This is a genomic window from Winogradskyella pelagia, from assembly GCF_017581965.1.
Classification (GTDB): Bacteria; Bacteroidota; Bacteroidia; order Flavobacteriales; family Flavobacteriaceae; genus Winogradskyella; species Winogradskyella pelagia.
The window spans coordinates 262,329-288,334 of record NZ_JAGEVF010000004.1 but is presented as its reverse complement, the minus strand read 5'-3'; the positions used below and the strand labels follow the sequence as shown (position 1 = coordinate 288,334).

The 26,006-nt window shown below is 35.3% G+C and carries 25 protein-coding genes; 10 read left to right on the top strand and 15 right to left on the bottom strand.

Annotated elements, in window-relative coordinates:
• Positions 1 to 6: 6 nt before the first annotated feature.
• The 3 genes from arsB to J4050_RS07325 are packed head-to-tail and all read right to left on the bottom strand — an operon-like array spanning position 7 to position 1,898.
• Positions 7 to 1,056 (bottom strand): ACR3 family arsenite efflux transporter, encoded by a 1,050-nt coding sequence (gene arsB, locus J4050_RS07335; protein WP_208153815.1) that lies wholly within the window; start codon positions 1,054 to 1,056, stop codon positions 7 to 9.
• Between the two features lie 23 nt (positions 1,057 to 1,079).
• Complete coding sequence (locus J4050_RS07330; RefSeq protein WP_208153813.1) at positions 1,080 to 1,550, bottom strand: DUF6428 family protein; 471 nt, start codon at positions 1,548 to 1,550, stop codon at positions 1,080 to 1,082.
• 18 nt (positions 1,551 to 1,568) lie between these two features.
• Entirely contained in the window at positions 1,569 to 1,898 is a 330-nt protein-coding gene (locus tag J4050_RS07325) for an ArsR/SmtB family transcription factor (protein ID WP_208153811.1), read from the bottom strand.
• Positions 1,899 to 2,058: 160 nt separating this feature from the next.
• Between J4050_RS07325 and J4050_RS07320 the strand changes: the two genes are divergently transcribed.
• Positions 2,059 to 2,904 (top strand): DUF2911 domain-containing protein, encoded by an 846-nt coding sequence (locus J4050_RS07320; RefSeq protein ID WP_208153809.1) that lies wholly within the window; start codon positions 2,059 to 2,061, stop codon positions 2,902 to 2,904.
• A 74-nt stretch (positions 2,905 to 2,978) separates the two neighbouring features.
• Here the strand turns inward: J4050_RS07320 and J4050_RS07315 are convergent, their stop codons facing one another.
• The 10 genes from J4050_RS07315 to J4050_RS07270 form a co-directional block, all read right to left on the bottom strand.
• Positions 2,979 to 4,784, bottom strand: a complete 1,806-nt coding sequence (locus J4050_RS07315) for a sodium:solute symporter family protein (RefSeq protein ID WP_208153808.1) — start codon at positions 4,782 to 4,784, stop codon at positions 2,979 to 2,981.
• 146 nt (positions 4,785 to 4,930) lie between these two features.
• Positions 4,931 to 7,438 carry a PIG-L family deacetylase gene (locus J4050_RS07310; RefSeq protein WP_208153806.1) on the bottom strand — a complete coding sequence of 836 codons (2,508 nt, stop codon included), beginning with the start codon at positions 7,436 to 7,438 and terminating at the stop codon, positions 4,931 to 4,933.
• 196 nt (positions 7,439 to 7,634) lie between these two features.
• Entirely contained in the window at positions 7,635 to 8,705 is a 1,071-nt protein-coding gene (gene corA, locus J4050_RS07305; protein ID WP_208153804.1) for a magnesium/cobalt transporter CorA, read from the bottom strand.
• 14 nt (positions 8,706 to 8,719) lie between these two features.
• A complete protein-coding gene (locus J4050_RS07300) occupies positions 8,720 to 9,250 on the bottom strand; it encodes a mechanosensitive ion channel domain-containing protein (protein ID WP_208153802.1) in 531 nt (176 codons plus the stop codon).
• A 52-nt stretch (positions 9,251 to 9,302) separates the two neighbouring features.
• Positions 9,303 to 10,250, bottom strand: a complete 948-nt coding sequence (locus J4050_RS07295; RefSeq protein ID WP_208153800.1) for a septum formation inhibitor Maf — start codon at positions 10,248 to 10,250, stop codon at positions 9,303 to 9,305.
• A gap of 27 nt (positions 10,251 to 10,277) precedes the next feature.
• Complete coding sequence (locus J4050_RS07290) at positions 10,278 to 10,871, bottom strand: Maf family nucleotide pyrophosphatase (protein ID WP_208153798.1); 594 nt, start codon at positions 10,869 to 10,871, stop codon at positions 10,278 to 10,280.
• 5 nt (positions 10,872 to 10,876) lie between these two features.
• Entirely contained in the window at positions 10,877 to 11,803 is a 927-nt protein-coding gene (locus J4050_RS07285) for a geranylgeranylglycerol-phosphate geranylgeranyltransferase (RefSeq protein WP_208153796.1), read from the bottom strand.
• 9 nt (positions 11,804 to 11,812) lie between these two features.
• Positions 11,813 to 12,127, bottom strand: coding sequence for a hypothetical protein (locus tag J4050_RS07280; RefSeq protein ID WP_208153795.1), 315 nt, complete (start codon positions 12,125 to 12,127; stop codon positions 11,813 to 11,815).
• An 8-nt stretch (positions 12,128 to 12,135) separates the two neighbouring features.
• A complete protein-coding gene (locus J4050_RS07275; protein WP_208153793.1) occupies positions 12,136 to 12,669 on the bottom strand; it encodes a KdsC family phosphatase in 534 nt (177 codons plus the stop codon).
• An 8-nt stretch (positions 12,670 to 12,677) separates the two neighbouring features.
• The gene (locus tag J4050_RS07270) at positions 12,678 to 13,448 is read right to left on the bottom strand and encodes a Rossmann-like and DUF2520 domain-containing protein (RefSeq protein ID WP_208153791.1); all 771 of its coding nucleotides are present in this window, start codon (positions 13,446 to 13,448) and stop codon (positions 12,678 to 12,680) included.
• A gap of 118 nt (positions 13,449 to 13,566) precedes the next feature.
• Here J4050_RS07270 and mscL point away from each other — a divergent pair, with 118 nt between their 5' ends.
• The 7 genes from mscL (at position 13,567) to J4050_RS07235 (ending at position 21,356) form a co-directional block, all read left to right on the top strand.
• Entirely contained in the window at positions 13,567 to 14,016 is a 450-nt protein-coding gene (gene mscL, locus J4050_RS07265) for a large conductance mechanosensitive channel protein MscL (RefSeq protein WP_208153789.1), read from the top strand.
• 102 nt (positions 14,017 to 14,118) lie between these two features.
• Positions 14,119 to 17,313: a cytochrome c biogenesis protein CcsA gene (locus tag J4050_RS07260; RefSeq protein WP_208153787.1), complete on the top strand. Its 3,195-nt coding sequence runs from the start codon at positions 14,119 to 14,121 to the stop codon at positions 17,311 to 17,313.
• 787 nt (positions 17,314 to 18,100) lie between these two features.
• Complete coding sequence (locus tag J4050_RS07255) at positions 18,101 to 18,577, top strand: lipocalin-like domain-containing protein (RefSeq protein ID WP_208153785.1); 477 nt, start codon at positions 18,101 to 18,103, stop codon at positions 18,575 to 18,577.
• Between the two features lie 71 nt (positions 18,578 to 18,648).
• On the top strand, positions 18,649 to 19,032 hold the full coding sequence (locus tag J4050_RS07250) for an alkyl hydroperoxide reductase (protein WP_208153783.1): 384 nt from the start codon (positions 18,649 to 18,651) through the stop codon (positions 19,030 to 19,032).
• Positions 19,029 to 19,400, top strand: a complete 372-nt coding sequence (locus tag J4050_RS07245) for a DoxX family protein (RefSeq protein ID WP_208153781.1) — start codon at positions 19,029 to 19,031, stop codon at positions 19,398 to 19,400. Before J4050_RS07250 ends, J4050_RS07245 begins: the two co-directional genes overlap by 4 nt.
• 1 nt (position 19,401) lies before the next feature.
• Positions 19,402 to 19,818: a hypothetical protein gene (locus J4050_RS07240; protein WP_208153780.1), complete on the top strand. Its 417-nt coding sequence runs from the start codon at positions 19,402 to 19,404 to the stop codon at positions 19,816 to 19,818.
• 131 nt (positions 19,819 to 19,949) lie between these two features.
• On the top strand, positions 19,950 to 21,356 hold the full coding sequence (locus J4050_RS07235; RefSeq protein ID WP_208153778.1) for an MATE family efflux transporter: 1,407 nt from the start codon (positions 19,950 to 19,952) through the stop codon (positions 21,354 to 21,356).
• A 53-nt stretch (positions 21,357 to 21,409) separates the two neighbouring features.
• Here J4050_RS07235 and J4050_RS07230 read toward each other — a convergent pair whose 3' ends face one another.
• Complete coding sequence (locus tag J4050_RS07230) at positions 21,410 to 22,156, bottom strand: bacteriorhodopsin-like (protein ID WP_208153776.1); 747 nt, start codon at positions 22,154 to 22,156, stop codon at positions 21,410 to 21,412.
• Between the two features lie 107 nt (positions 22,157 to 22,263).
• On the opposite strand from J4050_RS07230, the gene J4050_RS07225 reads away from it, so the two are divergent.
• Both J4050_RS07225 and J4050_RS07220 read left to right on the top strand, forming a co-directional pair.
• A complete protein-coding gene (locus J4050_RS07225; RefSeq protein WP_208153774.1) occupies positions 22,264 to 23,136 on the top strand; it encodes a Brp/Blh family beta-carotene 15,15'-dioxygenase in 873 nt (290 codons plus the stop codon).
• A gap of 45 nt (positions 23,137 to 23,181) precedes the next feature.
• Complete coding sequence (locus J4050_RS07220) at positions 23,182 to 24,330, top strand: trans-sulfuration enzyme family protein (protein WP_208153772.1); 1,149 nt, start codon at positions 23,182 to 23,184, stop codon at positions 24,328 to 24,330.
• A gap of 59 nt (positions 24,331 to 24,389) precedes the next feature.
• Here J4050_RS07220 and pckA read toward each other — a convergent pair whose 3' ends face one another.
• Entirely contained in the window at positions 24,390 to 26,000 is a 1,611-nt protein-coding gene (pckA, locus tag J4050_RS07215; RefSeq protein ID WP_243878574.1) for a phosphoenolpyruvate carboxykinase (ATP), read from the bottom strand.
• Positions 26,001 to 26,006: the final 6 nt, after the last annotated feature.

Genomic DNA, 26,006 nt, shown 5'->3' with positions numbered 1-26,006 from the left:
AAGTTTTTAAGGGTTTGCCGAAACTGATTTTTTAAAATATTTATCCCTTAGCCAAAATGATACCCTAACCAATAAAATTAGTGCAGGTACTTCTACTAAGGGCCCTATGACTCCAGCAAAGGCTTGTCCAGAGTTAAGTCCAAAAACAGCTATTGCCACCGCTATGGCGAGTTCAAAGTTATTACCGGCAGCAGTAAAGGCAACAGCCGCAGTTTTATCATATGAACCGCCTGATGCTTTGGTAAAGAAAAATCCGATTATGAACATTACCGTAAAATAGATTAGTAATGGTATAGCAATAATAACCACATCTAATGGGATTTCTACAATAAGTTCACCTTTAAGCGAGAACATAACAATTATGGTAAATAATAAGGCAATTAATGTTAAAGGCGAGATTGCCGGTATGAAGGTTTTGGAATACCAAGACTCACCTTTAAGCTTCACAAGGATTAATCTACTTGCTATTCCTAGTAGGAATGGAATACCCAAATATATGGCTACGCTTTCGGCAATAGTAGCGATGGAAATATCAACTATTGCACCTTCAAATCCAAAATAGGGTGGTAGTATAGTTATGAAAATCCATGCATAGAAACTATAGGCAAAAACTTGAAAAATACTATTTAGTGCTACAAGACCAGCACCGTATTCGCTACTGCCTTCGGCCAGATCATTCCAAACCAATACCATGGCAATGCAGCGCGCCAGACCAATTAAAATCAGACCTACCATATATTCGGGATAGTCCTGAAGAAATAGGATTGCCAGTACAAACATTAAAATAGGACCGATGACCCAATTCAATATTAAGGAGATGCTAAGGATTTTTGTGTTTTTAAATACTTTTGGGAGTAGGGCATAATCTACCTTTGCCAATGGCGGATACATCATTACAATAAGTCCTATGGCAATGGGGATATTAGTGGTTCCTGAACTAAGGGAATCAATTATCTTTGGTAGGCCAGGGGCCAAATAGCCTAAGGCAACACCAAGAGCCATGGCAAGAAAAATCCAAAGTGTGAGATAGCGATCTAAAAAACTAAGCTTCTTCATATTTTAGGTGAACAGTATAAGTTTTAGCAACAACCGGAAGCGGGATTACAGGCTTCCTCCTTATTTTTAAGTTCAGATAAATTACTTTTCAGCTTCTCTTGTGGAATGCCACAATTATCCTTAGCCAAACAATCAGTTTGTTTAGAAGTTAACAGGAAGTCTTTGCCGTCAAAATCCAAGCCGTATTTACCAATGGTATCGCCTTGATATTCTACTTCAATTTCTAAATCGCCAATATTTAATTTATCCTGAGCTAATTCAACAATTCCGAGTAATTTGTTAGGATGTAATCTGTGGTCATAGTCATTAGCTTCCCAAAGCTGAAAATTGACTTTCTTTTCTTGACGAAGCACACCACCGCAATCAATAAAGTGTTTAGAAACTTTACCGACTTCGGTAACGTGAAAATGGCTCGGTACTAGATTTCCATTAGGGAGTTTAAATGCAATAGTGTTAAGCTTATTAAGTTTAGATTTTAATTCTGATAATAACATAGTCGTTTATTTTTGGATTTAACAACAGTTAGTTGGGTTTGGATGGTTATTTAAAAAGGCGCTCATTACAGACTTAATACGCTTCCAATTATCGGTATCGATGCAATAGCATACACTAGTACCCTCGATGGTTCCCTTGATAATACCGATAGATTTAAGTTCTCTTAAATGCTGGGAAATAGTGGCCTGCGCCAGACCAATCTCATTAACCAGGTCGCCACAAATACAAGTGTCCGACTTGAACAATTGATGCAAAATGGCCACACGTGCTGGATGCGCAAAGGCTTTGGCTAGAGTGGCTATTTCGTTTTGGGCATCCGTAAAGATTTCACTTTTTGTCAATCCCATAGTGCTAATTAATTTGTTTATTGCAATATTACGATAAATAAAATTTATAAACATACTTTTTATGCAATAATTTTGTCCCAACGGCTTTTAAGTATTAATTAACATATCTGATATTGTACAAGTTGTACCTTTAAAAATTGAAACACTAAACCTGAAAAAAATGAAACGATTATTACTTTTTACTTTCGCGTTGACCCTTTTATTTTCTGTCAATGCTCAAATTGAAACACCTCAACCAAGTCCTTTTTCAAAAACTGAGCAAAAAGTAGGCCTTACTGATGTTACTTTAGAGTACTCAAGACCTGGAATGAAGGGTAGAACAATTTTTGGAAATCTTGTACCTTACGGTAAAGTATGGCGCACAGGTGCTAACAAAAACACCACAATTACGTTCAGTACTGATGTAATGATTGGCGATCAGACTTTAAAAGCGGGTTCTTATGCCGTTTTTGTGATACCAACCGAAGGAAGTTGGGATGTAATGTTCTATTCAGATACTGAAAATTGGGGTGCACCACAGCAATGGGATGAGTCTAAGGTAGCTGCAAAGGCTACTGTAACAACCCAAGAATTGCCAATGGATATTGAAACGTGGACAATCATGTTTGGTAACTTAACGAGCGGTTCAGTAGAGCTTGGAATGATGTGGGAGAACACGTATGCAGGAGTAACTATAAATGTCCCTACAGATCAAATGGTGACTACATCTATAGAAAAGACTATGGCAGGTCCATCTGCAGGAGATTATTATAATGCCGCTGTATATTATTCAACTGAAGGAAAGGATTTAAAAAAGGCCGAAGAATGGATGAACAAAGCCATGTCAATGATTGAGAAGCCTGGCTATTGGCAATTAAGACAGCAATCTCTTATTTACGCTAAAATGGGCAAAAAAAAGAAAGCAATCGCCATAGCTAAAGAATCTTTGGCTGGAGCTAAGGAAGCTGGTAATGCGGATTATATAAAAATGAATACGGAGTCCTTAAAAGAATGGGGCGCAATGTAAGCCGTGAAGTTAGCATTCTACTTCGTTTATAGACGATAGAAATAAAAAAACGCAACTTAAAAAGTTGCGTTTTTTTAGCTTTGTACTGTTTTATTAAAGAAACTCTGAAAGATATTGGCGATTGTGATGACCAAAATACAGCCAAATAAATTCAACCATAAATACGGCATCCAATCAAACCACCATCCAATAACGACAATAACTTGTGTGATCAAAGCCGCATTAAAAACGGCATTGCCTTTAATATGCTTAAAGAAAAATGCTAATAAGAAAATACCTAAGACATTTCCATAAAAAATAGACCCAATAATGTTTACCAGTTGAATAAGATTTTCAGCTAAATTTGCAAAACACGCAATAATAATAGCTATAATTCCCCAAACTAAAGTGAACCATTTGGTTACCTTGACCATATGGCTTTCATCCTTTTCTTCTATTTTATTGCGCCCATATAAATCCATAGAGGTTATAGTGGCTAATGCGTTAATTTCTGATGCTGTAGAGGACATGGCAGCTGATAAAATAACGGCTAGGAGTAAACCTACTAAACCTGTTGGTAAATAATCTAGGATAAAGGAGATGAACATATAATCTCTATCATTGGTTTGCGTATCCTTGGCGGCTTCATAGTACAAAGTCTTAAGCTCGCTCTCTGCAATTTTGTAATCTTCAGATTCTGGTTTGAGATTTTTTAATTTTAATTGCAGATTTTTATAACTCGTCTCGTATTCTGAGTCAATGGCACTTTTTATTAAAAACTTTGACCTTAGCCGGTTTTCCTTTTCAATACTATCCATTTCTTGTAGCCGAGAAACAAGGCTGCTATTTTTGCCTTCGGCTAAAAGTAAACTAGCCGCTTTTTTTTGAGTAAATAAAATATCTTGTTCTCTTTGCAGTTCTTTGTAATCTTCTGCATATTCAGATGCGAGGACAGTTTCGGTTGAGGCATTAATAAAATTTAACGGTGCGCTATTAAATTGATAAAAAACAAACACCATAATTCCAACTAAAAGAATAAAGAATTGCATGGGTACCTTTAAAAGGCCATTAAATAATAATCCCATTTGCATCTCTTTTATAGATTTGCCAGATAAATATCGTTGAACTTGGCTTTGGTCTGTGCCGAAATAGGAGAGGGCTAAAAAGGTGCCGCCAATTAAACCAGACCAAATGGTGTATCGATTTTCTAAATCAAAAGAGAAGTCTAATATTTCCATTCGCCCTGTAGCTCCGGCAATATCAATGGCATCAATAAAAGATACTTTATCAGGAATTAAATCAATTACAATAAATAGAGCAGCAAGCATACCTGCAAAAATTACAAACATCTGCTGTTTCTGTGTTACTGTTACCGCCTTGGTTCCACCAGAAACAGTATAAATTATAACCAATGTCCCTATAATAATGTTGAGGGTTACAATATTCCATCCCAAAACAACAGAAAGAATAATGGCGGGAGCAAATATGGTAATGCCTGCAGCTAAGCCACGTTGAATCAAAAAGAGTATAGCAGTTAAGGTTCTCGTTTTAAGATCAAAGCGGTTTTCTAAGAATTCATAGGCTGTATAAACCTTTAACCTATGATAAATTGGAATAAATACCAAACATATAATTACCATGGCAATTGGTAAGCCAAAGTAAAACTGAACAAAGCCCATACCATCTGAATAGGCTTGACCTGTTGTAGATAAGAACGTGATAGCACTAGCTTGGGTTGCCATTACGGATAAGCCAATAGTCCACCACTTAGTGGTGTTGCCACCTTTAATGTAATCTTGTGCGCTTTTCTGGTTTCTGGTTTTCCAAGTTCCGTAGCCAACAATAAACAAAAGTGTCAGCGCCAGGACAGTCCAGTCAATCCAATTTAACGTTTGTGGCATATTAGGCAAACGAGGCAGTTATAAAGTAAAAGAGAACGATGTATACGGCGTTTGCTATTAATACCAGTGTATACATTTTGTTCCATTTTTCCTTAGGTTCTTTGTTGTTGTGCATATTAATCATGGTGTTGGTTAGTTTTTTTAATTTATGGTTGACTTTCGTTCCCTCCAGAAAGAAGATTGGCAAAAAGTCTAAAAGCACCAGACACACCTGCAGGGAATTCCCTGAAAAAGCTTAGTCCAGTATATATATAGTTTCCTTTGCCATATTGAGCGACCAAAAGACTTCCTTCCTTTGAAGTCTCCCCTTTATCGTTCATTGCCAAAAGCGGTGTAAATTCTTTACTCCAAGAATTAGGAAAATACAAGCCACGTTCCTGTACCCAGCCCTTAAAATCCTCTTGTGTTATTTTATTGGGAAAATTTAAAAGCGGATGCTCTGGGTTGAGAATAGTTACCTCGGCATTTTCATCTGTTACACGATCTCTGGAAACGTTTAATTCATAAGGTGCCAGTTCATCTGTTTTTATTCCTCTATTTGTATTATACTGAATGATTAGGTTCCCGCCATTTTTCACGTAGTCCAGTAAAAACCGTTGTTTAAATTTTAGTTCATCTTTGATGTTATAAGCTCTAATACCTATAACGATAGCGTCAAATTGCGCTAATTTTTGTGGTGCAATATCTTTTGGGTCTATAATAGTCACCGCATAACCTATTTGTCTCAAGCTTTCTGGCACTAAATCTCCAGCACCTTCTATGTATCCAATGTTGTTGCCGCGTTTTTCTATATCAAGCTTAACAATTTTACTAACACTAGGCATTAAAACCGTTTGAAAAGGAATGTGATCATAATCAATTTCAATGCGCTCGTCCGTATAATATTTCCCGTCAGCTTCAACAATTGGTGTGATTAGGCCTTCGCTTTGATTGTTTGGTGGAATTAAGGTAAAAATGACTTTTTGAACATCATCTTTATTAGCAATATTAATGGGATGAATTTCAGGGTGTACTTGCCAATCATTTGGATGAGCTAATTTTACAATCCCTTTAAGGTTGTTTTTACCAGCTTTTACAGTAACTGTGACATCCTTGGGTTTCGAGTCGTTGAAAATGATTACTTTATTTTCAATTTTAGATGAAGCAGCAGGAACAATTTCAAACGGTCTATATAATTCACCTTTGTCGGGTCTAGAATATCTGTGTACAATTGGTTTTATAAATGTGATGGGCGTTCCCTCAATGAGTAAATTAAATTCTACAAACAGGTTACGAGGTGTTTCGGGTAAGCCTATAAGCTCTTGCTTACCCACATGATACATGCCTAGCGTGCTCTTTTTGTTTAACCAATAAGGTGCTGTGTAAGATATAGATTCCGGGATTACAAAATCGTCTTGAAAATTGAATTTTTGATTATTTGTAAGAGTGATGTTCTTGGCGATTCCCTCTTTTGCTGTTGACCATTTATAGGATACCAATTGTATTTCGGCCTCGCTTCGATTCAAGACCTCTATATTAAGATTCACCTGAGATGTTGGCGACGAAATCGGAGAATTAGCAGAAGCTTCTAAATATAGACCTAAGCAGGCCTCTATAACAGAGCGTATCTCTTTCGTTTTTATGGTTTTCCAGTGGTCGTCCTCAATGTTTTGTATGAGTTTATATGCCTCAATAAGTTTTGGTAAATGATTGGAAGGGTTATTGAAATCGAAATTCGATTCAATTTTTTCTAAAATTGCAGCAATAGCTTTACCGCCTTTAATCCTGTTCCATGTAATATCTATTCCTGCAAAAGGATTTTCATTATTCACTAGGGCATCACCTTTAAGGAATTCAATATATTCTTCTTGGCTTCCACGTTGCGAAAGTCTACCAAATCCTTGGCACAAGTGCTGACTGCTTGCTAATGATGCCACCTCGTTGTTAGACAAGCCTTTAGAAGGGTAATACACACCAATATCAAAACTGAGAAGGTTGGTTTTATCTGCTTCTTTAAATTTTTCTCTACTTCCGTAAAACCACCAAGAGGTGTTAAAAAATAATCGCTTTGGTTGCCAAGGGTCCGTTAGATTGAGCTGTGACGAAAATTGATTAGGGTCGTTAGCCAAATCAAATGCTTCCATACTTAACATAGCTGAGCTCGTATGATGACCGTGTGTACGGCCCGGTGTTCTATGGTCGAAGCGATTGATTATTATGTCTGGTTTAAATTCTCTAATAGCCCAAACAACGTCAGAGAGGACTTCTTGTCTATTCCAAATGGCTAAAGTTTCATCGGGATGTTTGGAATAACCAAAATCGTTAGCACGAGTAAATCTTTGTTCGCCACCGTCTATTCTGCGAGCAGCTAATAATTCTTGTGTTCTAATGACACCTAGTAACTCCCTTAGTTCTGGACCAATTAGATTTTGTCCGCCATCACCTCTTGTTAGAGACAGATAGGCTGTTCTGGCCTTTATATTATTAGACATGTAGGAGATTAACCTCGTATTTTCATCATCTGGGTGGGCAGCAACGTAGAGTACTGATGCTAAAACATTCAGTTTTTGAACTGCTTCAAATATTTCTGAAGAATTAAGTCTTTTGGGTTGTTGCGCCTGTAAGGATAATACACAGCTTAATAACAGGAGAATTCCTAGTTTTAATCGATGCATTGAGTTGTTAGTTTGTTATCTCTCAAAGATAGAAAAGATAGACAGCGTGCTGTGGAATTTTAAATTTATTTAACGTTGACTTATCAACCAATTGTTGACAACGTTGGATTAGGAAAAATACAATCTAATTTTCTTTAGAATGAACTCAGTCAAAGTACTGCCTTTCTTTAAATAACTTTTTTTAAGACGGAAAGCATTAGAGCCACTTTTTACGTTTGAAATAGAATAACATAGCTACAAACAGAATTATCATAAGTCCCCATAAAATGTAATAGCTGTACTTATAATGCAACTCTGGCATGTGTTCAAAATTCATTCCGTAGATTCCAGCTATAAAGGTCAATGGAATAAAAATAGTGGCAATTATGGTTAGAACTTTCATAACCTCGTTCATTCGATTACTAATAGTTGTCATATACATATCCATTAAACTCCATATCATTTCGCGATATATATCTATGTTATCCGACACTTGAATTAAATGGTCATAAATATCTCTATAGTAAGTAATTGTACGCTTATAGATCAGTTTATTTTCGTTTTTTTCTATACGATTTATAATTTCCCTTAACGGAAAAATAGCTCTTCTAATTCTAAGAATTTCACGCTTAAGTTGTTGGACTTCGACATTGATATTCTCTCTGGCATTTCCTGCAAACAGTTCAGTTTCTAAATCTTCTATTTTATTCCCTAATGTTTCAATAATGCTAAAATAGTTATCAACTATAGCGTCTATTAAGGCATATAATAAATAATCTGATTTAAGACCTCTAATACGTCCTTTACATAATCGAAGACGTTCCCTAATCGTGCCAAACACATCTCCTTCGGATTCTTGGAAGGTGAGCACATAATTCTTGCCTAGAACAAAACTAACTTGTTCTACTATTAATTTTTCATTTGTATCGTAATAGAGCATTTTTAAAACTACAAATAGGTAGTCCTCGTATTCATCTATTTTTGGGCGTTGAGAAGTATTGACTATATCTTCAAGGACCAATGGATGTATGTTATACAGTCTGCCTATATCTTCAATTTTATCTGTATGTTTTAAACCGTCTATATTAATCCAGGTAACTGACTCTGTATCCTTGTAGTTTAAGGCATCATCTATATTTAATAATATGGACTCTTCTATTCTGTCTTTAGTGTAATCAAAACACTCGATATGAAAATCCTTATCAGATTTTTTACCTGTGTATATTAATGTTCCTGGTACTTGGCCAATGTGTTTTATATGTTCTGATAGGTTACGTTTCTTGGCCATGTTATTAGAATTAATTAGTCGGTTATATTGTCTAAGGCATCCTTTTGTACTAAAGTTACCGCCTTTTGTAAAATAAGATTATTGGGATAGGTTACCAAATCGCCATTATCTGCTCTAAGGTGAAGTTGAAATGCCCTAATATCTTCGATAACCGCAGCAATTGGAAAATCCTTATCATGAATCATAATTTTATCTCCTACTTTATAAGGAAAAGAGAAGAACATTATAACACCTGAAGTAAGATTGCTTAAAATTGACCAAATGGCAAAAAGTGCAATACCAATGACGGCAAAAACAGAAGAAAATACTAAAGTGATATCGCTAGTATCCGCACCAAGGATAAAAGCCTCGATAAGAAAAGCAATGCCAATTAGTGTTACGGTAATATATCGCCCAATAAGGACAGCCCTTGCCTCCGAAGTACCACTATTTTTGCCTATGCGCTTTACTGCTAATACAATGACCTTTCTTATCATAAATACTATAATGATAAGTATGGCAGTGTAAATTAATTCGGATTTATAGGTATTGAAGAAATTTATCATATCAAGACATTTATGCCTTAACAAATATACCTATATACCTAGAAAACTAAAACTATTTTAATTGAAGGGAATCTCTCAAAACAAGGTTCTTGTTTTTGTTTTTGGTCCAATAGGCAGACTTCATGGTTTTTAGTTTAGTAGCTTTTGTTGTTAATACTTCTGAATTGGCGCCATAACCACTTACCATAGTTTCTTCCCAACCCAATATCTCATATGGAAATTCACTTGAGAAGTTAATCTTTAAACTTCTATTTAAATTAGGGTAATTAACAGAATACAGCCCTTCACTTAATTGCGCATTGGCCTCATAAGATTTGATGCGCTTATGCTTTAATCTTGTAAATTCTAATGAAGGAATAATTTGTAGATTACCTGTTGGGAGGGAATTAGGATCTATTCGAAGTTTCGTCCATAGTTCGTTTTCAGTCCATGTTTTTTCAAGCTCATAACTTTTGTCTGCTTCTCCTTGAAAATAGGAATGAGACTTTATTTCGAAAGCCTTTCTGTTGTTGAGTTGCGCATAGACCTGCCCGCACCATTCTTGTATAGAGGTTGAAATTTTCAATGCGTGTCCAGTATTCACTACAGGATAAAACGTACTCTGCATTATGGAATATGGGTAAATGCCAGTATTGAAATTTTTGGTGGCGTTTAGTTTTAGAACAGGAATATTATCATCGCTGTAAGTATCTGCCTTGACTTGAGTGTCAGGTAAAAAATCTTCGGTCACAAATACAAGTACAGCATGTCCATTACGTATTTCACCATATCTGGCTTGTTCTAATTTATATGAGGATATTTCTGCTTCGCCATTGTACCAATACGCCTTAAAAGCTTTGGTCAATTTGGGTTTATAAGATGTTTTTTCGTTTAAATCTTTAGTGCTTGCATGTAATGACAATAAACTGTTTTGGCCTTCTTTACACGAAAAACTTGTCATAAGAAGAGCTAGTAATATGAGAAATAAAATGATTGGTTTTAAGGCATTATTCTTTTTCATCTATCAATTTTTGACAAAAATAATACCTTAAAAAGAGTTTGCAATGTTAATTAACGTTTCGTAAAATAGATGTGTAGGCAGTCCCACCACATTATTGTACGAGCCTTCTATTCGCGATATGCCAATTGCACCAATCCATTCTTGTATGCCATAGGCACCGGCTTTATCTAGTGGATTATAGGTGTTTATGTAAAACCAGATTTCCTCGTCTGTTAAGTCTCTAAAAATCACTTTGGTGGTGGTGTTTTTCACGATTTGAGATGTCGAGGTAGTGAAGCATATAGAAGTAATCACTTCATGAGTGTTATCACTTAAGCATTTTATCATTGTAAAGGCCTCTTCTTTATTTTTTGGCTTGCCAATGGCTTTAGTATTTTGCCAAACAATAGTATCTGAGGTAATTAATATATCTCTAGGTTTAAGACTCTCTATAAATGGTTCTGCTTTTAATTTTGAAAGATGATCAGTAATCTCCTCCCTTAGAAGATGTTTTGGATAGATTTCTTTGACGGGTTTTAATCTTATTTCAAATTCTAAATGAAGTTCTTTAAGAAAGTTTTGTCTTCTCGGTGAAGCCGATCCTAAGATAATATTAAATTGTTTTAAACGTTCACTTAGCATGTTTGCTATTTTAAAATTAAAGGGAATAATGCTATGGAGACCAAACCAGTAAGCATAACAAATTTAATGACAGAGCTTATATGCTTGTAATGTTTTTTATCTTGAGCCATAAACAATTTAATACTCACATAGATTAAAGGACCAATAACTAAAATCAAAAAATAGGAAACAACCTCTATTTGTTTAAATAAATAATTTGTTACATAGAAAGTAACGACAGCAATAGGAATTAGAGATAAGGCAAAAACAATCTTATTGGCTCTTTCCCTGCCTAATACAATAGGAACCGTTTGAGCACCAATTTTATAGTCGCCATCTACATCCTCGATGTCCTTAATGATTTCACGTACAAAATTTAGAATAAAGGCAAAAATAGAATAGTCTAGAATAATCTTAAAGAAGGTAATCTGAACATTTCGATTTGTTTGGTCAATTGCAGGCAATAGCTCAAAAATTCCAACTAGAATAATACTAAGAGATACCAGCAGGCACACTACAATGTTACCAACGAGCAATATGCGCTTTAGGTAAGATGCATACAAATAGAGTAGTATAGATACAGTTAAAAATATAGCAAAGAAACCAGATTTACCTATGCCGTTTGAGAGGTAAAACCCTAGACCAACTCCGATAATATTTAATACAGTGAAGAGGTTAAGGGCTTTCTTTTCAGAAATGTGTGTGTTTATGATGATATCATTTGGTCTATTGATTTTATCGGCTTCAACATCGTAGATATCGTTAATGATGTAGCCTGCAGCAGCTATACAAACGGTAGATATAACTAAAAGGTAAAACGCTAAGTCACTTAGAGAAGTCACTACGCCATGACTATCGTAAAACGGTAATAGTAATGCGTATTTAATTAATACTTGTACCAAAACAATGAGCCCGAGATTCTTCCAGCGAATGAGATTAAAAAAATGAATCATATAAAGTACTTAGCGGGAAATAATTTGATTAATAAGATAATAAGCTGTGTAAGCCACTCCAGCAAATACAATTACACTAATTATGGTAGTTCTAATAAAGAGTTTGCGTTCTTGTTTTCTTATTTTATCCTTAATCTTTTGCTTCTCGGATTTAGATAAATCCTTATGAAGGAATTCCATCTTGTAATGGAGGTGAGCTTCAAGGTCCAGTTTTTCCTTGTAAACAGAAAAAGGAACACTTGTTCTTTGATTAAAAGTTCTCTGATCGTTACCAAATCCTATATATCCAAAACCAGTACTATGTCTTCTACCTCGTCGCCCCATTTTGCTATTTAATCATATTTTGAGCTAAAGTCGCTGTTCCATTTGTTTTGAACTTTAAGCACCTGTTCAATTACATCTCTTACGGCACCTTTTCCACCGTTTTTGTGCGACACATATTTGCAAATATCTTTTATCTCTGGGGCCGCATCTTGCGGACAGCATGGCAATCCAACTATTTTCATTACAGGGTAATCAGGGATGTCGTCACCCATAAATAACACATTATTGGCGTCTATATTGTAAATATCCATGTATTCATCTAATTGTTCAGCTTTGTGATGTGTACCCAGATAAATATCCGTAATGCCCAAACCTTTAAGACGTTTACGCACGCCTTCGTTGGAGCCACCTGAAATGATACAAACATTAAAGCCGGCATCGACAGCGGTTTTTAAGGCATAACCGTCCTTAATATTCATTTTCCGTAATAGTTCGCCATTAGTGGTTACAGTAATTGTACCATCTGTAAGAACACCATCCACATCAAAAACAAATGTGGTTATTTCATTTAGATATTCTTTGTAGCTCCTATCGTTATCCATGTATTTTTTTACCTTTTATTTGTAACGCCATGTGTTTTTTGAATTGAGGCAGTAAGCATCTCATAAATAGCTTTGTGTTCTTCGTTTTCTAATTGCTTAAGATGGCGCTTAATGGTTTTTTTATCGTTTCGTTTCGCTGGTCCGGTTTGTGCCATGTAAGGCGATAACACTTCTACCTTCCTCGCGGTTTCTTGAATCAATGGCTTCAAGATATCAAAATTTATGCTTTTAGCGTCACTTATTTCATGAGCAATTCTATAAAGCTGGTTAGTAAAATTATTTACAAACACAGCAGACAAGTGTAAAGTTTGTCGTTGCTCTGTATTTATTTTATAGGTTTTGCAACCAAGAGCCGTACCAATGGCTTTAAAGATTTTTATATTAGCTTTCTCTAGAACTTCAATACAAATAGGAACTTTACTGAAATCTACATCTAAATTTTTAGAAAAACTCTGTAGCGGATAGAAAACAGCTCTTTGATTTTTTTGGTTTAAATCATGTATCGAGACACTTCCTGATGTATGTGCGACTAATCTGTTATTGAACGGAAGGCTTTTAGAGACTTCTGAAATAGCGTCGTCGCTAACCGCTAGGATATACAGGTCTGCTTCTACTAAATCTTTTATTTTGTCGGTTGTTGCTACCTCGTTTTTGTATGGGGCGAGAGAGGATAAAGTACGATTGTACCATTGTACAACTTCCAAGCTATCCGCAACTTTAATAGCTTTATAGATATGGGTGGCGATATTGCCAGCACCAAGTAAACACACTGTAATCATAACGTAAAAATAGTAAGATTTTTAAGGGAAAAACTAGTCTATTGCTTTTTTTAACGTATCGCTGCGTTGAGGCTTTTAACTTTTTTATTTTAGCCGTGTTAATAAAAATTTTAGAACAATGAAACTCATAAAAGAATTTAAAGAATTTGCGGTAAAAGGTAATATGATGGACATGGCCATTGGAATTATAATAGGGGCGGCATTTAACAAAGTGATTGACGTACTCGCAAAAGAGGTATTGCTACCACCACTATCACTTCTGTCCGATGGTGTTAATTTTGAGAACAAAAAACTAATTCTTCGAGAAGCGGTAGCAGACGCCTCAGGAAGTGTAATTATCTCCGAAGTGGCAATCGCTTACGGAACATTGATTAGTGTTTTCATTGATTTTGTGATTATAGGATTTACCGTCTTCATCATTGTTAAATTTATGAATCGCCTACGCACTAAAGCTCAAGATACTAGTGATAGTACGGTTGTCACTCCAAAGGATATTGAGTTACTTTCCGATTTGCGAAAATTAATGGAGGAGCAAAATAAAATACTGAAATCAAGTATTCCAAAATAAAAATAAAGGCTCATTCATTTTAACATCTTTTGAAGTTTAAAAAACTTTACCTAAATAAGCAAAAACCTTATCTTTGCACGAGCTTAAAATAAGCCCTCTGCTATGCAAAAGAAAATCGCAAATTTCCTTTTTTCAACCAAATTAACAGCTGTCCTTTTTATCCTCTTCGCTGTGGCTATGGCCGCGGGGACAATTTTGGACCGTAATATGGAAACATCACCTACACCGTATACACGTCAATTGATATACAATGCTTGGTGGTTTGAGACGATAATGGTCTTTTTTGTCATCAATTTTATAGGTAATATTGCGAGATATCGTCTTTGGCGTAAAGAAAAATGGGCAACACTTACGCTCCATTTATCGTGGATTTTAATTATTGTGGGTGCTGCAATCACGAGATATATAGGTTATGAGGGCGTAATGAGTATCAGGGAAGGAGCCACTGAAAGTCAATTCTTATCGCAGAAAACGTTTATAACAGCTTATGTTGTTGGTGATTTTAAGGTCAATGGCGTTTTACAGCGCTACAATTTTCAGCGTGAAGTCGATTTTTCTCCTCGATTGGAAAACGATTTTGACGAAACCATTGAGTACGATAATATCCCTGTAAATTTTAAACTTCAAAAATTTATTAAAGGCGCTGAAAAAGATATTGTACCCAACGAAGCGGGAGCGTCCTATCTCAAAATAGTTGAAGCTGGCGATGGAAGGCCACATAACCATTTTTTAAAGGAAGGTGAAATATCCAATTTACACAATGTTCTTATTTCTTTAAATAAGTTTCAAGAAGGAGCCGTAAATATTACAAACAACGAAAAGGGTTTGTTCATTCAGTCTCCATTTGAAGGCGAGTTTATGACCATGGCTACCGGAGCAACAGGCAAACTTATAAAAGATAGTATACAGCCTTTAAAATTAAGATCTAGATATATAATTGGAAACATGCAATTGGTGTTTCCAAAACCGGTTGTCAAAGGTGTTTTTGATATAGTTAAGAAACCTGTTATTCTCAAAAGCGATGAAGACGGTATAGTATTGAATATTACAGCTAATGGCGAAACTAAGGAAGTGGGTCTTTTAGGAGGCAAAGGCTCTTATAACGGTTTTGAGCGCGTTGAAGTGGGTGGCCTGAAGATAGATTTACAATATGGATCGAGGGTGGAAGAATTACCATTTAAAGTTAAGCTCAATGATTTTATTGCAGAAAAATACCCAGGTACCGAAAACGCTTATTCGTCTTATGAAAGTAAAGTAACGGTTCTAGACTCTGAAGAAGGGGATTTTGATTATCATATTTACATGAATCATATTTTGGATCATCGTGGCTATCGCTTTTTTCAGGCTAGTTTTGATCCAGACGAAAAAGGAACTGTTCTGTCTGTTAACCACGATAAATGGGGAACTTTGATAACCTACGCAGGGTATATTTTACTCTACTTTGGCTTAATGGCTATTTTATTTGCTAAACACACGCGATTTGACGAACTCCGTAAAATGCTCAATAAATTAAAGAAGAAAAAAGCCAAATTAGCCACAATGCTGTTGCTTTTTTTGAGTTTTTCGGCGGTTGGGCAAGAGCATTCAGCCAATGATGGACACAATCATACACCTCAAAAGCCTTTAAGGGAACAGATAGATTCTGTTTTGAGTGCAAATATTACACCGAAAGAGCATGCTGAGAAGTTTGCAGGTTTGGTAATTCAGGATTATAGTGGCCGTATGATGCCTATGCACACCTATGCATCTGAGATGTTAAGAAAAATCAGTAAAAGTGATGTGTATGGCGATTTTAATGCCACACAAATATTTATGTCCATTCAAGAATCTCCGATGCTTTGGTATAATGTTCCTATTATTTATTTAAAGCCAAGGAAAGCAGACTCTATAAGAAATATTATTGGTGTAGGTTACGACCAAAAGTATGTAAGTCTTCTAGACTTTTTTACACCTCAAGGGCGCAACAAATTAGGGCCTTACATAGAGGAAGCTTTCAAAGCTCAGGTACCAAATGGTTTTCAAAAAGAAGTGAAAGAAACCTATGGTCGACTGAATCTACTATCTGATGCTATAGAAGGCCGTTCCGTCAAAATATTTCCTGTCCCAGAGGATGAAAATAATAAGTGGATTTCTTCTTTCGAATATAGAAATGAGAGCTACAAGGATGTCATAAAAGATTCGCTTTACGCTAATTTTATTGATAAGGGCTTTAGTTTTTATTTGATGACTTTAGACAATGCAAAACGGACAGGAGATTTTACCAACGCCAACAGATTACTAGAAGACTTCAAGCGCACTCAACAGAAAATGGGAGCGGAGGTAATGCTGTCTGATGAAAAAGTAAAAACTGAAATCTTATATAATAAATACGATATTTTTAAACGTCTCTTTAGCTGGTATATGTATGCTGGGGCCTTATTATTTATATTATTAATAGTACAAATTTTTAAATCCCAAAATAAGGCTATAAACATTAGTGTTAAGGTTTTCAAGGGTATTGTAATTGCTCTATTTGTAGTACATACTGGCGGTCTTATAGTACGATGGTATTTATCTGGGCATGCGCCTTGGAGCGATGCTTATGAATCTATGATTTATGTCGCATGGGCAACCATGTTATTTGGGTTGCTATTTGGTAGAAAAAGTGACCTCACTCTAGCATCTACTGCCTTTGTAACCTCTATTATTCTAATGGTGGCACACTGGAACTGGATGGACCCGTCAATTGCTAATTTAGAACCTGTACTTCAAGGGTATTGGTTAATGATTCATGTTGCAGTAATTGTGGCAAGTTATGGTCCTTTTGCTCTAGGTTGGGTGCTTGGATTCGTAGCATTATTATTAATAATTTTTACGACGTCCAAAAATAAAGAGAAAATGAAGCTCAACTTAAAAGAGTTGACCATTATAAATGAAATGGCATTAACAGTTGGATTGGTAATGTTAACTATTGGTAATTTCCTTGGAGGCATGTGGGCAAATGAAAGTTGGGGTCGTTATTGGGGCTGGGATCCAAAAGAAACTTGGGCTTTAATTAGTATTATGATTTATGCCTTTGTTGTGCATATGCGTTTAATACCTGGTATGCGAAGTAAATGGTTATTTAATTTTATGGCTATACTCGCTTTCTGTAGTATTTTAATGACCTATTTCGGAGTTAATTTCTATTTATCCGGCTTACACGCCTATGCTAGCGGAGATCAAATTATAAGTTTTCAATTCATAGCGATTTATCTTATAGTTATTTTTATAATAGCCTTTATAGCCTTTAGAAAGTACAGATTATACCACAAATAATTGATTTCAATATGGCTGAACTTAAGTATTTTTATTAAATTGAACCCATAACTTACCGTTGAAAATGGAATACTTCAAAAAATTAGGTACTTCAAATTTACTAATGTTGCTTTTGTGCGCTGTAATAATACTTGTCGCAGAATACTTATTTTTAACCGGAGATTGGAAACATGGCATATTTGTTGGCCTGTGGGCGCCAACACTTTTAGGCGTTATGATCTACCTAAAACTTGTTGAAAATGACGGCAAATGATATCGTTCTTTGGTTTTCGGTAGTTGTTATTTTTTTAGTGGCGCTCTGGGCTATACTAATGATTAGAGCCTACAATAAGGCTACTAGAAATGATTAAAAACCCTTTTCTTATTTATACTCTTTTGCTACGTTAGAGCCTTATTGGCAAAAATTTCTATAGACTAGGTTGAATCTGAAATTAGCCAATTATCAGCCAAATAGGATTTTTCTGATTATTCGGCTGCTTAATGAATAGCGATTAATGTCTTTTGTTTTAAACCAAAAAAAAAGATAAATCAAGGTAATATTCACCTTCTATTGCCAATTAATTCCGCGTAAATGTTTTAAGGGATTTTAGGCTTTAATGCCTAAACCTCATAAACTTATACCTAGTTAAGTTGAGGTCTTTATATCGTATTAGGCTTCCATTATGTAGGCTATGCAACCAGCTCTAAATTCAGCATTTATAATTCGTGCAGAGTGATTAATAACATTGTCTGTTTTTGTAAGATTTGTTAATCTTATATCAATAATTAATGCTTAAATTCCTGAACCATGAAAAAGATTGTATTTGTTTTATTAGCAATGATTTTGGTTGCATGTTCGTCTGATGATCCAGTGCAACAAATAGATTCTATTATTGGTGTGTGGCAACCTGATTCCATGGAAATTGTATTCGCTGATGGCAGAACAACCAATGAATCTATATCGCCATGCGAAAGCAATAACCGATTTACTTTTGGTATTGACGGTACTTTTTTTAGAACAAGTTTCCCTGAAGGCGATGATATAAATTGTGAGGAACTTGTGGGTGATCCCTATCAGAGCGGTACATGGGAGAGAATATCTGAAACACGCTATTTAATTAGACTTATATGTAGTATCCCCAATTGTGATGATATTGAAGAAGAATATCCAGAGGAGATTATATTCCCTGACAATAATACAATGAGAGTTAAAATTGTGGAGTTAGATGACAGAGCGCCTAATCCAATTGATTATTTATACCTATTTTATAAAAGGGTTGAATGATACATGACGTTTATTAAAAGGGGCTTAAAACTTAAGCCCCTTTTTTTTTACCAAAGCCTTATCTTTGCGTCATGGAACTGACTTTAAAATTAGCTGGAATTTACAATATAATTTGGGGTGCTTGGGTCGTATTATTACCAAATCATTTTTTTAATCTTGTTGGCATGGAGCCATTAAATCATCCAATGGTATGGCAAGGTATGGGAATGGTTATTGGTGTTTATGGTTTAGGCTATTGGTGGGCATCCTATAACCCTATCCGTCACTGGCCAATAGTAGCTGTTGGTTTTTTAGGAAAGTTATTTGGCCCATTGGGTTTTCTTTTTAATTATCTCAAAGGCGATGTTCCTTTTGAATTTATTTATACCTTAATAACCAACGATTTCATTTGGTGGATACCTTTCTTTCTAATACTAAAAAAAGTTCATACAGAGCATAAATGGCGATTGTCATGATCAAATTACTTAGAGTTATCTTAATTGGCTTCTACCTTTTCGCTGGAAGTTATCATTTTATTAATCCGGAATTCTACTATGATTTAATCCCAGATTATTTGCCATTTCCTGAGTTTATTAATTATACTAGCGGTGTTTTGGAAATTATTTTGGCCTTAGGTGTGATTTTTTCAAAAACACGGTTTCTTGCTGTTAAGGGAATCATTATACTACTTATCTTGTTCATACCATCGCACGTTTACTTTATTCACTTAGGATCTTGTATCGAAGATGGTCTTTGTGTACCACAATGGTTGGGCTGGATACGGTTATTAATCATCCATCCGTTGTTATTGCTTTGGGCTTGGGCTGTAAGAAAAACCAAGTAACATGACTTTAGATATTATAAGATTACTTGTAGATACTGGTTTCCTTATTCTTATTTGGGCAGTACAGTTAGTAATTTATCCAAGTTTTAAATTTTATACGAGTAAGAATTTAATGATTTGGCATAAAGAATACACTTTTAGAGTTACATTCATTGTGTTACCTTTAATGTTTAGCCAACTTGTGCTATCTGTGTATCAGTTTTGGCATTTGCAAAATTGGTATACTATTTCCAGTATGGCCATTGTGACCATGCTCTGGTTACTCACATTTCTTATTTTTGTCCCGTTGCACCAAAGTATCGACAAAGCCAAGCCAGTTAATAATGTCTGCCAAAAATTGGTTTCTAAAAATTGGATGAGAACAGTTCTGTGGTCTGCACTTTTCATTATTTCCGTGATTAATGTTATTTCCAATTAGAAAATAATGTGCATATTTGTGCCATTATGATTGCATAACTCACTTTCGAAATTAAAATTACCGCTAACTAAGGCAATAATTGTAATGTTATTAGTTGAAGGTGGTTGTGATAAATTTTAAAAATTTCTTCAATGCAATCAAAAATAAATTCAACAAAAAAATTAGTTTCTAACCTAAAACTTGCAATATCTGGCAAGCAACAAGACTTTACTTCTGGCAGTATTAAGAAGGCTGTTTTTATGCTTTCCATTCCTATGATTCTGGAGATGTTAATGGAATCAATTTTTGCCATTGTAGATATATTTTATGTATCTCAGGTTAGTGTCAATGCAGTGGCTACAATCGGATTAACAGAGTCAGTAATTACTTTGGTTTATGCGGTTGCCATAGGGCTTAGTATGGTTGCGACAGCTATAGTTTCAAGGCGTATCGGTGAAAAAGATAATCAAGGAGCCTCACAAGCTGCCATACAAGTTATTTTTCTAGGGGTTATTGTAGCATCAGTAATTAGTGTTATTGGAATTTTATTTCCAAAGGAAATTTTAAGTCTAATGGGAGGTGAGGTGGACCTAATCAATGAAGGTTACGGATACACCCAAGTTTTAATGGGAGGGAACGTAACAATTATGCTTTTGTTTTTAATCAATGCTATTTTTAGAGGTGCTGGAGATGCGTCTATAGCTATGTGGGCATTGGTAGTCTCTAATGGTCTTAATATAATTTTAGATCCCTTATTTATTTTTGGTATTGGACCAATACCTGAATTTGGTGTAATGGGTGCAGCAATAGCTACTACGATAGGAAGAGGAACAGCTGTAATTTTCCAATTATTGGTCCTCTTTTACGGCTGGAGTAGGATAAAAATAGGAGTTAAGGATATTGTTTTTAGAATAGGAGTAATGCTAAACCTCATTAAAGTATCTGTTGGAGGTATTAGCCAGTTTTTAATTGGTACCTCATCATGGGTTTTTTTAATGCGAATTATGAGTGAATTCGGTAGTGAGGTCTTAGCAGGATATACTATTGCAATACGAGTTATTATGTTTACGTTAATGCCTGCATGGGGAATGAGCAACGCAGCGGCAACACTCGTTGGCCAAAACCTTGGAGCAAAAAAACCCGAAAGAGCTGAAAAATCGGTATGGAAAACAGGAAGATACAGTGCTTATTTCATGGCCTTTGTGTCAATTTTATATTTGGTTTTTGCACCAATAATAGTAGCATGGTTTTCAATTGAAAGAGAGGTGATTAAAAATGGCGCGCTTTGTTTACGGATAATTGCTTCTGGTTATATATTCTATGCTTATGGAATGGTAATTATAAATGCATTTAATGGAGCAGGAGATACCAAAACGCCAACATATATAAATTTCTTTTGCTTTTGGTTATTTCAGTTGCCACTGGCGTATGTCTTAGCAATAATGTTGGAATTTGGCCCGCTTGGTGTTTTTATAGCTATTACATGTGCAGAAGTATTATTAAGTATTGCCGGAATACTTTTGTTCAGGAAAGGGAAGTGGAAATCAGTTGTAGTATAAAAAAAAGCCTCCCATAATAGGGAGGCTCTCTTTTTCATATCAATTTTGTTGAATTATGCTTCAACTTCTTTAGATGTAGAAGCTACAGCAGCACTATAAACCACTAAGCCAAATCCAATTTTATTCACGGCATCACCAATATTATAGATAATGTCCATGTTAAGTCCTAATTCACCAACAAACGAATACCATCCCTCTGTACCGGCCATATACCCTATAGGATAGATTGCCCATCCTACCAATACAAACCAACATAGTGTTTTGTGTGCTGTTAATACCGCTCCTCCAGCTTGTTCTGCCAATTTCTTGGCTTCTCCAAACCATATGATGTATACAATAACAAAGTAAGCTACACCAGAAATGAATCCCCATAGTGCAGGACCAGCTCCAGTTGTTGCAATAGCTTCTCCAACATATCCCGTAACAAGCATTACAACAGACCAAAAGATCATTTGCCACATAAGGGATTTTTTAGCGCCTGCTACTTTTAAGATGAGATAAAACTCAACACACATTAAAGGCACTGTTAACACCCAGTCTACATATCTAAAGAATGTAGGAGACTCAGCGTAAGTTGCCCAATAATCTCTCATGTACCAGTAGTGTACAGCAGCAATAAATGTAATAAGTCCTGATACCAGGATTGAAGTTCTCCATTTTCTGTCAAAACTATTCATTGACAAAAAGAAAAATGCAGAAGCGGCCATCATGGCCATACATCCTACAAAAAATGTAAAGCCAACGTAATCGTCAGTGGCAATTTTGCTCACCTCAGCAAACATGCTAGTTAGTAAATTCATAATTATTAGTTTTATTTGTTTAATCAAAATTAAGAAATGTTAAACAATAAATGTTTAAAATTTTCACAAAAAAATTAAACAAAACTGAATTTTTGTACTTTTATAAAATGAAATTCCCAATTTTCAATTTAGTACTGACTGTTTTTTTGTTGTGGTTGACCATTCAATTAGACTCTAGTTTTGAAATTTATTTAGCTTATTTTTTCATTTTAACGGTTGGTATTGTTCATGGTGCAAATGATATCTCGCTAATTAAATATATAAGTAAAGACTCAGATGCATCACAAATAAAGTATTTAAGTTTTTATATAGGCGTAATTATTTTAATGTCTGTGGCGTTTTTTCAACTTCCGTTTTTAGCACTATGTGTCTTTATTGTCTTTAGTTGTTATCACTTTGGTGAGCAGCATTTTTATAGTCAGCTCAAGGATGCGCATTTTAAAACAATACTTCTCTACATTTCTTATGGAGCTTTAATTTTTGGATTACTTTTTTATTTAAATATTGAGGCCACGACTTCAATTATCACTGAATTAACCGGGATTGAAATACCAAAAATGTACTTTGTGATTTTTTTAATAATCTCTTCAATCATGACAGTGCTCATGGTTGCATCCAACTATAAAAATTTTAAAGAAGGTGTAGAATTCTTTAATGAGATTTTCTTAATTGCTTTATTCATCGTCCTATTTAAATTGGCATCTTTACTATGGGCTTTTGCTATCTACTTTATTATTTGGCATTCTATACCTTCATTAAAAGACCAAACATTGGCCTTATATGGGCAATTAGACAAAACCAGTTTTTTAAAGTATTTTAAATCATCTGTTATAAATTGGGTCATATCTATAGTTGGTCTGGGTCTAATTTACTACCTGTCCACATTGATGGATATTAGGTTTATTACACTGTTTTTCGCCTTCTTAGCCGCAATTACTATTCCTCATGTGGTAGTGATGTATTTTCTCAATAAGAAATAATGATTTCCAAGGTGTTGTAAGTCCTATTTTCAATATTTTTATGGTATGAAAAAACTTGGACAAAATACCATTTGTACACATATAGGAGAAGTACAAGACGAACAATTTAAAGGGGCTGTATCTCCGATGTATCTGAGTTCATCTTACGAGTTCTTGGATGTTGACGTAAAACGTTATCCTAGATATTTTAATACACCAAACCAAGAGTATCTGTCAAAAAAAATCGCTGCTTTGGAACATGCTGAGTCCGCGATGATTTTTGGCTCGGGTATGGCAGCTATAAGTCATATGTTTTTGGCATTTTTGAATAAAGGAGACCATTTGGTGGTACAGAATACTTTGTATGGTGGTACGGTTAACTTTATTAAGGAAGAATTCCCTAAGTATGGTATAGAGTATACGTTTACCAATGGATATACTGCTTCTGATTTTGAAAAAGCCATTAAATCAAACACTAAGTTAATACATATAGAAAGCCCATCTAATCCTCTTTTAACTATTACTGATATTAAAGCCATTGCGGCACTAGGAAAAACAAAGGGTATTTTAACTTCTATTGATAATACATTTGCCTCTCCGATAAATCAAAATCCTTTAGATTTAGGAATAGATATGGTTATGCATTCTGCTACGAAATATTTTGGCGGTCATAGCGATATTTGTGCAGGTGCAGTAGCGAGTTCTAACGAGAATATTGAAAAAATTTGGAATGTCTCTAAGAATTTAGGTGGTAGCTTAAGTGACATGACTGTTTGGATGCTAGAACGTAGTATGAAAACTTTAGGTCTTAGAGTAAAGGCGCAAACTAAAAACGCCATGAAATTGGCCAAATGGTTGAGTAAGCACCCTGAAATTTCGAAAGTGTATTATCCAGGATTAAAATCTCATCCTGAATATAAATTGGCAAAGGCACAGATGAAGGGGTTTGGTGCTATGCTGTCTTTTGAATTGAACAGTAATTTAGATTCTTATGCGTTTCAAAAATCTTTAAAACTTATTAAGTCCTCAATGAGTCTAGCAGGTGTAGAAAGCACTTTTATTTCTCCTCATTTAACATCACATTCACTGTTGAGTCAAGAAGAGCGTGATAAGGTTGGAATTAGCAATCAGTTGATTAGGTTTTCTGTAGGAATTGAAGATGTTAAGGATTTAAAAACTGATATAACTGAGGCCATAGCTCAAATAAAAAAATAACTTTATTCTATATCATAAAAAAAGAGCCCAGAAATGGGCTCTTTTTAATCATGGAATTATTAAACATGGTCACCTAAATGATGATGCTCATCAATTAATGGGCCGCCTTCTATAATTTGATCAGAAGCTTCACTTGCAAATTTTTCGAAATTCAAGTGGAACGAGTGTGCTAATTGAATCGCTTTACTCACATATGCCCCTTTTTGTAACCACGTATTCATTGGATCTAATATTTCTGTTGGAACATTAGGAATATACTTAGGCATATTCAACCCAAAAATTGGATGTTGTTCATAATCGACATTTTCTAAGTCTCCATTAAGGATTGCAGTAATCATTGCTCTAGTATATTTGAGTTTAATACGAGAACCTACACCGTAGGGTCCGCCACTCCAACCTGTATTGAGCAACCAAACGTTAACGCCAGCTTCTTGCATTTTTTTACTTAACATCTCAGCGTACTTCGTTGGATGTAATGGCATAAATGGTTCACCAAAACATGCGGAGAAAGAAGGTACAGGTTCTGTTATTCCTGCTTCAGTACCGGCAACTTTCGCCGTATAGCCAGAAATAAAGTGATAAGCTGCTTGTCCCGGTGTTAATTTAGATACCGGAGGTAATACACCAAAGGCGTCACAGGTAAGGAAGAATATGTTTTTAGGATTATCTGCATATGATGGTTGTTGAATATTATCTATATGATAAATTGGGTAACTCACACGAGTATTTTGTGTAATGCTACTATCCATATAATCGACTTCACCATTGTCCTTAAAAACTACATTCTCAAGAATAGCACCTGGTTTAATAGCTCTATAAATATCTGGTTCTTTTTCTTCAGTTAAGTCAATAACTTTGGCGTAACAACCACCTTCAAAATTGAAAATTCTGTTTTCTGCTGTCCAACCATGTTCATCATCACCAATGAGTTTTCTATTGGGATCGGCTGACAACGTTGTTTTACCGGTTCCAGATAGGCCAAAGAAAATTGCGGTATCGCCATCTTCGCCAACGTTAGCAGAGCAGTGCATTGGTAATACATTTTTATCAACAGGTAAAATCATATTTAAAGCAGAAAAAATACCTTTTTTCATTTCACCAGTATAAGCAGAACCTCCTACAAGAGCTATCTTTTTAGTGAAATTGAGGATAGAAAAATTGCCTTGTCTTAAACCGTGTTTTGCTGGTTCAGGACATTCGTATCCTGGAGCACAGAGTACTAACCATTCTTCTTCAAAATTCTCTAATTCAGATGCGTCAGGTCTTAAGAACATGTTGTAGATAAACATGTTGGACCAAGGATATTCAGTTACCGTTCTTACATTCATTTTGTATGCAGGATCGGCACAGACGTAGCCATCACGCACATAGATTTCTTTTCCGCTGAGGTACTTTTCTATTTCACCTTGAAGAAAATCAAAATTTTCAGGTGATATGCCCTTATTGGTTTTTCCCCACCATACACGGTCTTTGGTATAATCATCTTTTACTAAGAAACGGTCTTGAGGTGAACGACCAGTAAATTTTCCAGTATTGATGGCCAATGTGCCGTTTGCAGTTTCTTTTCCCATTCCTTTTTCAACGGTATGGGCTTGTAATTCTTCAGGCGATAAGTTCCAATGCGCTTTGGTATCCTTTAGGCCGTACTTCGTAAGGTCTTTTGTTTTCATAATTTT

Coding starts and splice junctions, on each gene's coding strand:
- mscL (WP_208153789.1), top strand. CDS start 13,567: ATGAAACTCATAAAAGAATTTAAAGAATTTGCGGTAAAAGGTAATATG.
- J4050_RS07330 (WP_208153813.1), bottom strand. CDS start 1,550: ATGTTATTATCAGAATTAAAATCTAAACTTAATAAGCTTAACACTATT.
- J4050_RS07320 (WP_208153809.1), top strand. CDS start 2,059: ATGAAACGATTATTACTTTTTACTTTCGCGTTGACCCTTTTATTTTCT.
- arsB (WP_208153815.1), bottom strand. CDS start 1,056: ATGAAGAAGCTTAGTTTTTTAGATCGCTATCTCACACTTTGGATTTTT.
- J4050_RS07245 (WP_208153781.1), top strand. CDS start 19,029: ATGATCAAATTACTTAGAGTTATCTTAATTGGCTTCTACCTTTTCGCT.
- J4050_RS07255 (WP_208153785.1), top strand. CDS start 18,101: ATGAAAAAGATTGTATTTGTTTTATTAGCAATGATTTTGGTTGCATGT.
- J4050_RS07280 (WP_208153795.1), bottom strand. CDS start 12,127: ATGGGGCGACGAGGTAGAAGACATAGTACTGGTTTTGGATATATAGGA.
- J4050_RS07240 (WP_208153780.1), top strand. CDS start 19,402: ATGACTTTAGATATTATAAGATTACTTGTAGATACTGGTTTCCTTATT.
- pckA (WP_243878574.1), bottom strand. CDS start 26,000: ATGAAAACAAAAGACCTTACGAAGTACGGCCTAAAGGATACCAAAGCG.
- J4050_RS07290 (WP_208153798.1), bottom strand. CDS start 10,871: ATGCTAAGTGAACGTTTAAAACAATTTAATATTATCTTAGGATCGGCT.
- J4050_RS07225 (WP_208153774.1), top strand. CDS start 22,264: ATGAAATTCCCAATTTTCAATTTAGTACTGACTGTTTTTTTGTTGTGG.
- J4050_RS07295 (WP_208153800.1), bottom strand. CDS start 10,250: ATGAAAAAGAATAATGCCTTAAAACCAATCATTTTATTTCTCATATTA.
- J4050_RS07220 (WP_208153772.1), top strand. CDS start 23,182: ATGAAAAAACTTGGACAAAATACCATTTGTACACATATAGGAGAAGTA.
- J4050_RS07235 (WP_208153778.1), top strand. CDS start 19,950: ATGCAATCAAAAATAAATTCAACAAAAAAATTAGTTTCTAACCTAAAA.
- J4050_RS07300 (WP_208153802.1), bottom strand. CDS start 9,250: ATGATAAATTTCTTCAATACCTATAAATCCGAATTAATTTACACTGCC.
- J4050_RS07270 (WP_208153791.1), bottom strand. CDS start 13,448: ATGATTACAGTGTGTTTACTTGGTGCTGGCAATATCGCCACCCATATC.
- J4050_RS07315 (WP_208153808.1), bottom strand. CDS start 4,784: ATGCCACAAACGTTAAATTGGATTGACTGGACTGTCCTGGCGCTGACA.
- J4050_RS07275 (WP_208153793.1), bottom strand. CDS start 12,669: ATGGATAACGATAGGAGCTACAAAGAATATCTAAATGAAATAACCACA.
- J4050_RS07260 (WP_208153787.1), top strand. CDS start 14,119: ATGCAAAAGAAAATCGCAAATTTCCTTTTTTCAACCAAATTAACAGCT.
- J4050_RS07325 (WP_208153811.1), bottom strand. CDS start 1,898: ATGGGATTGACAAAAAGTGAAATCTTTACGGATGCCCAAAACGAAATA.
- J4050_RS07310 (WP_208153806.1), bottom strand. CDS start 7,438: ATGCATCGATTAAAACTAGGAATTCTCCTGTTATTAAGCTGTGTATTA.
- J4050_RS07250 (WP_208153783.1), top strand. CDS start 18,649: ATGGAACTGACTTTAAAATTAGCTGGAATTTACAATATAATTTGGGGT.
- J4050_RS07285 (WP_208153796.1), bottom strand. CDS start 11,803: ATGATTCATTTTTTTAATCTCATTCGCTGGAAGAATCTCGGGCTCATT.
- corA (WP_208153804.1), bottom strand. CDS start 8,705: ATGGCCAAGAAACGTAACCTATCAGAACATATAAAACACATTGGCCAA.
- J4050_RS07230 (WP_208153776.1), bottom strand. CDS start 22,156: ATGAATTTACTAACTAGCATGTTTGCTGAGGTGAGCAAAATTGCCACT.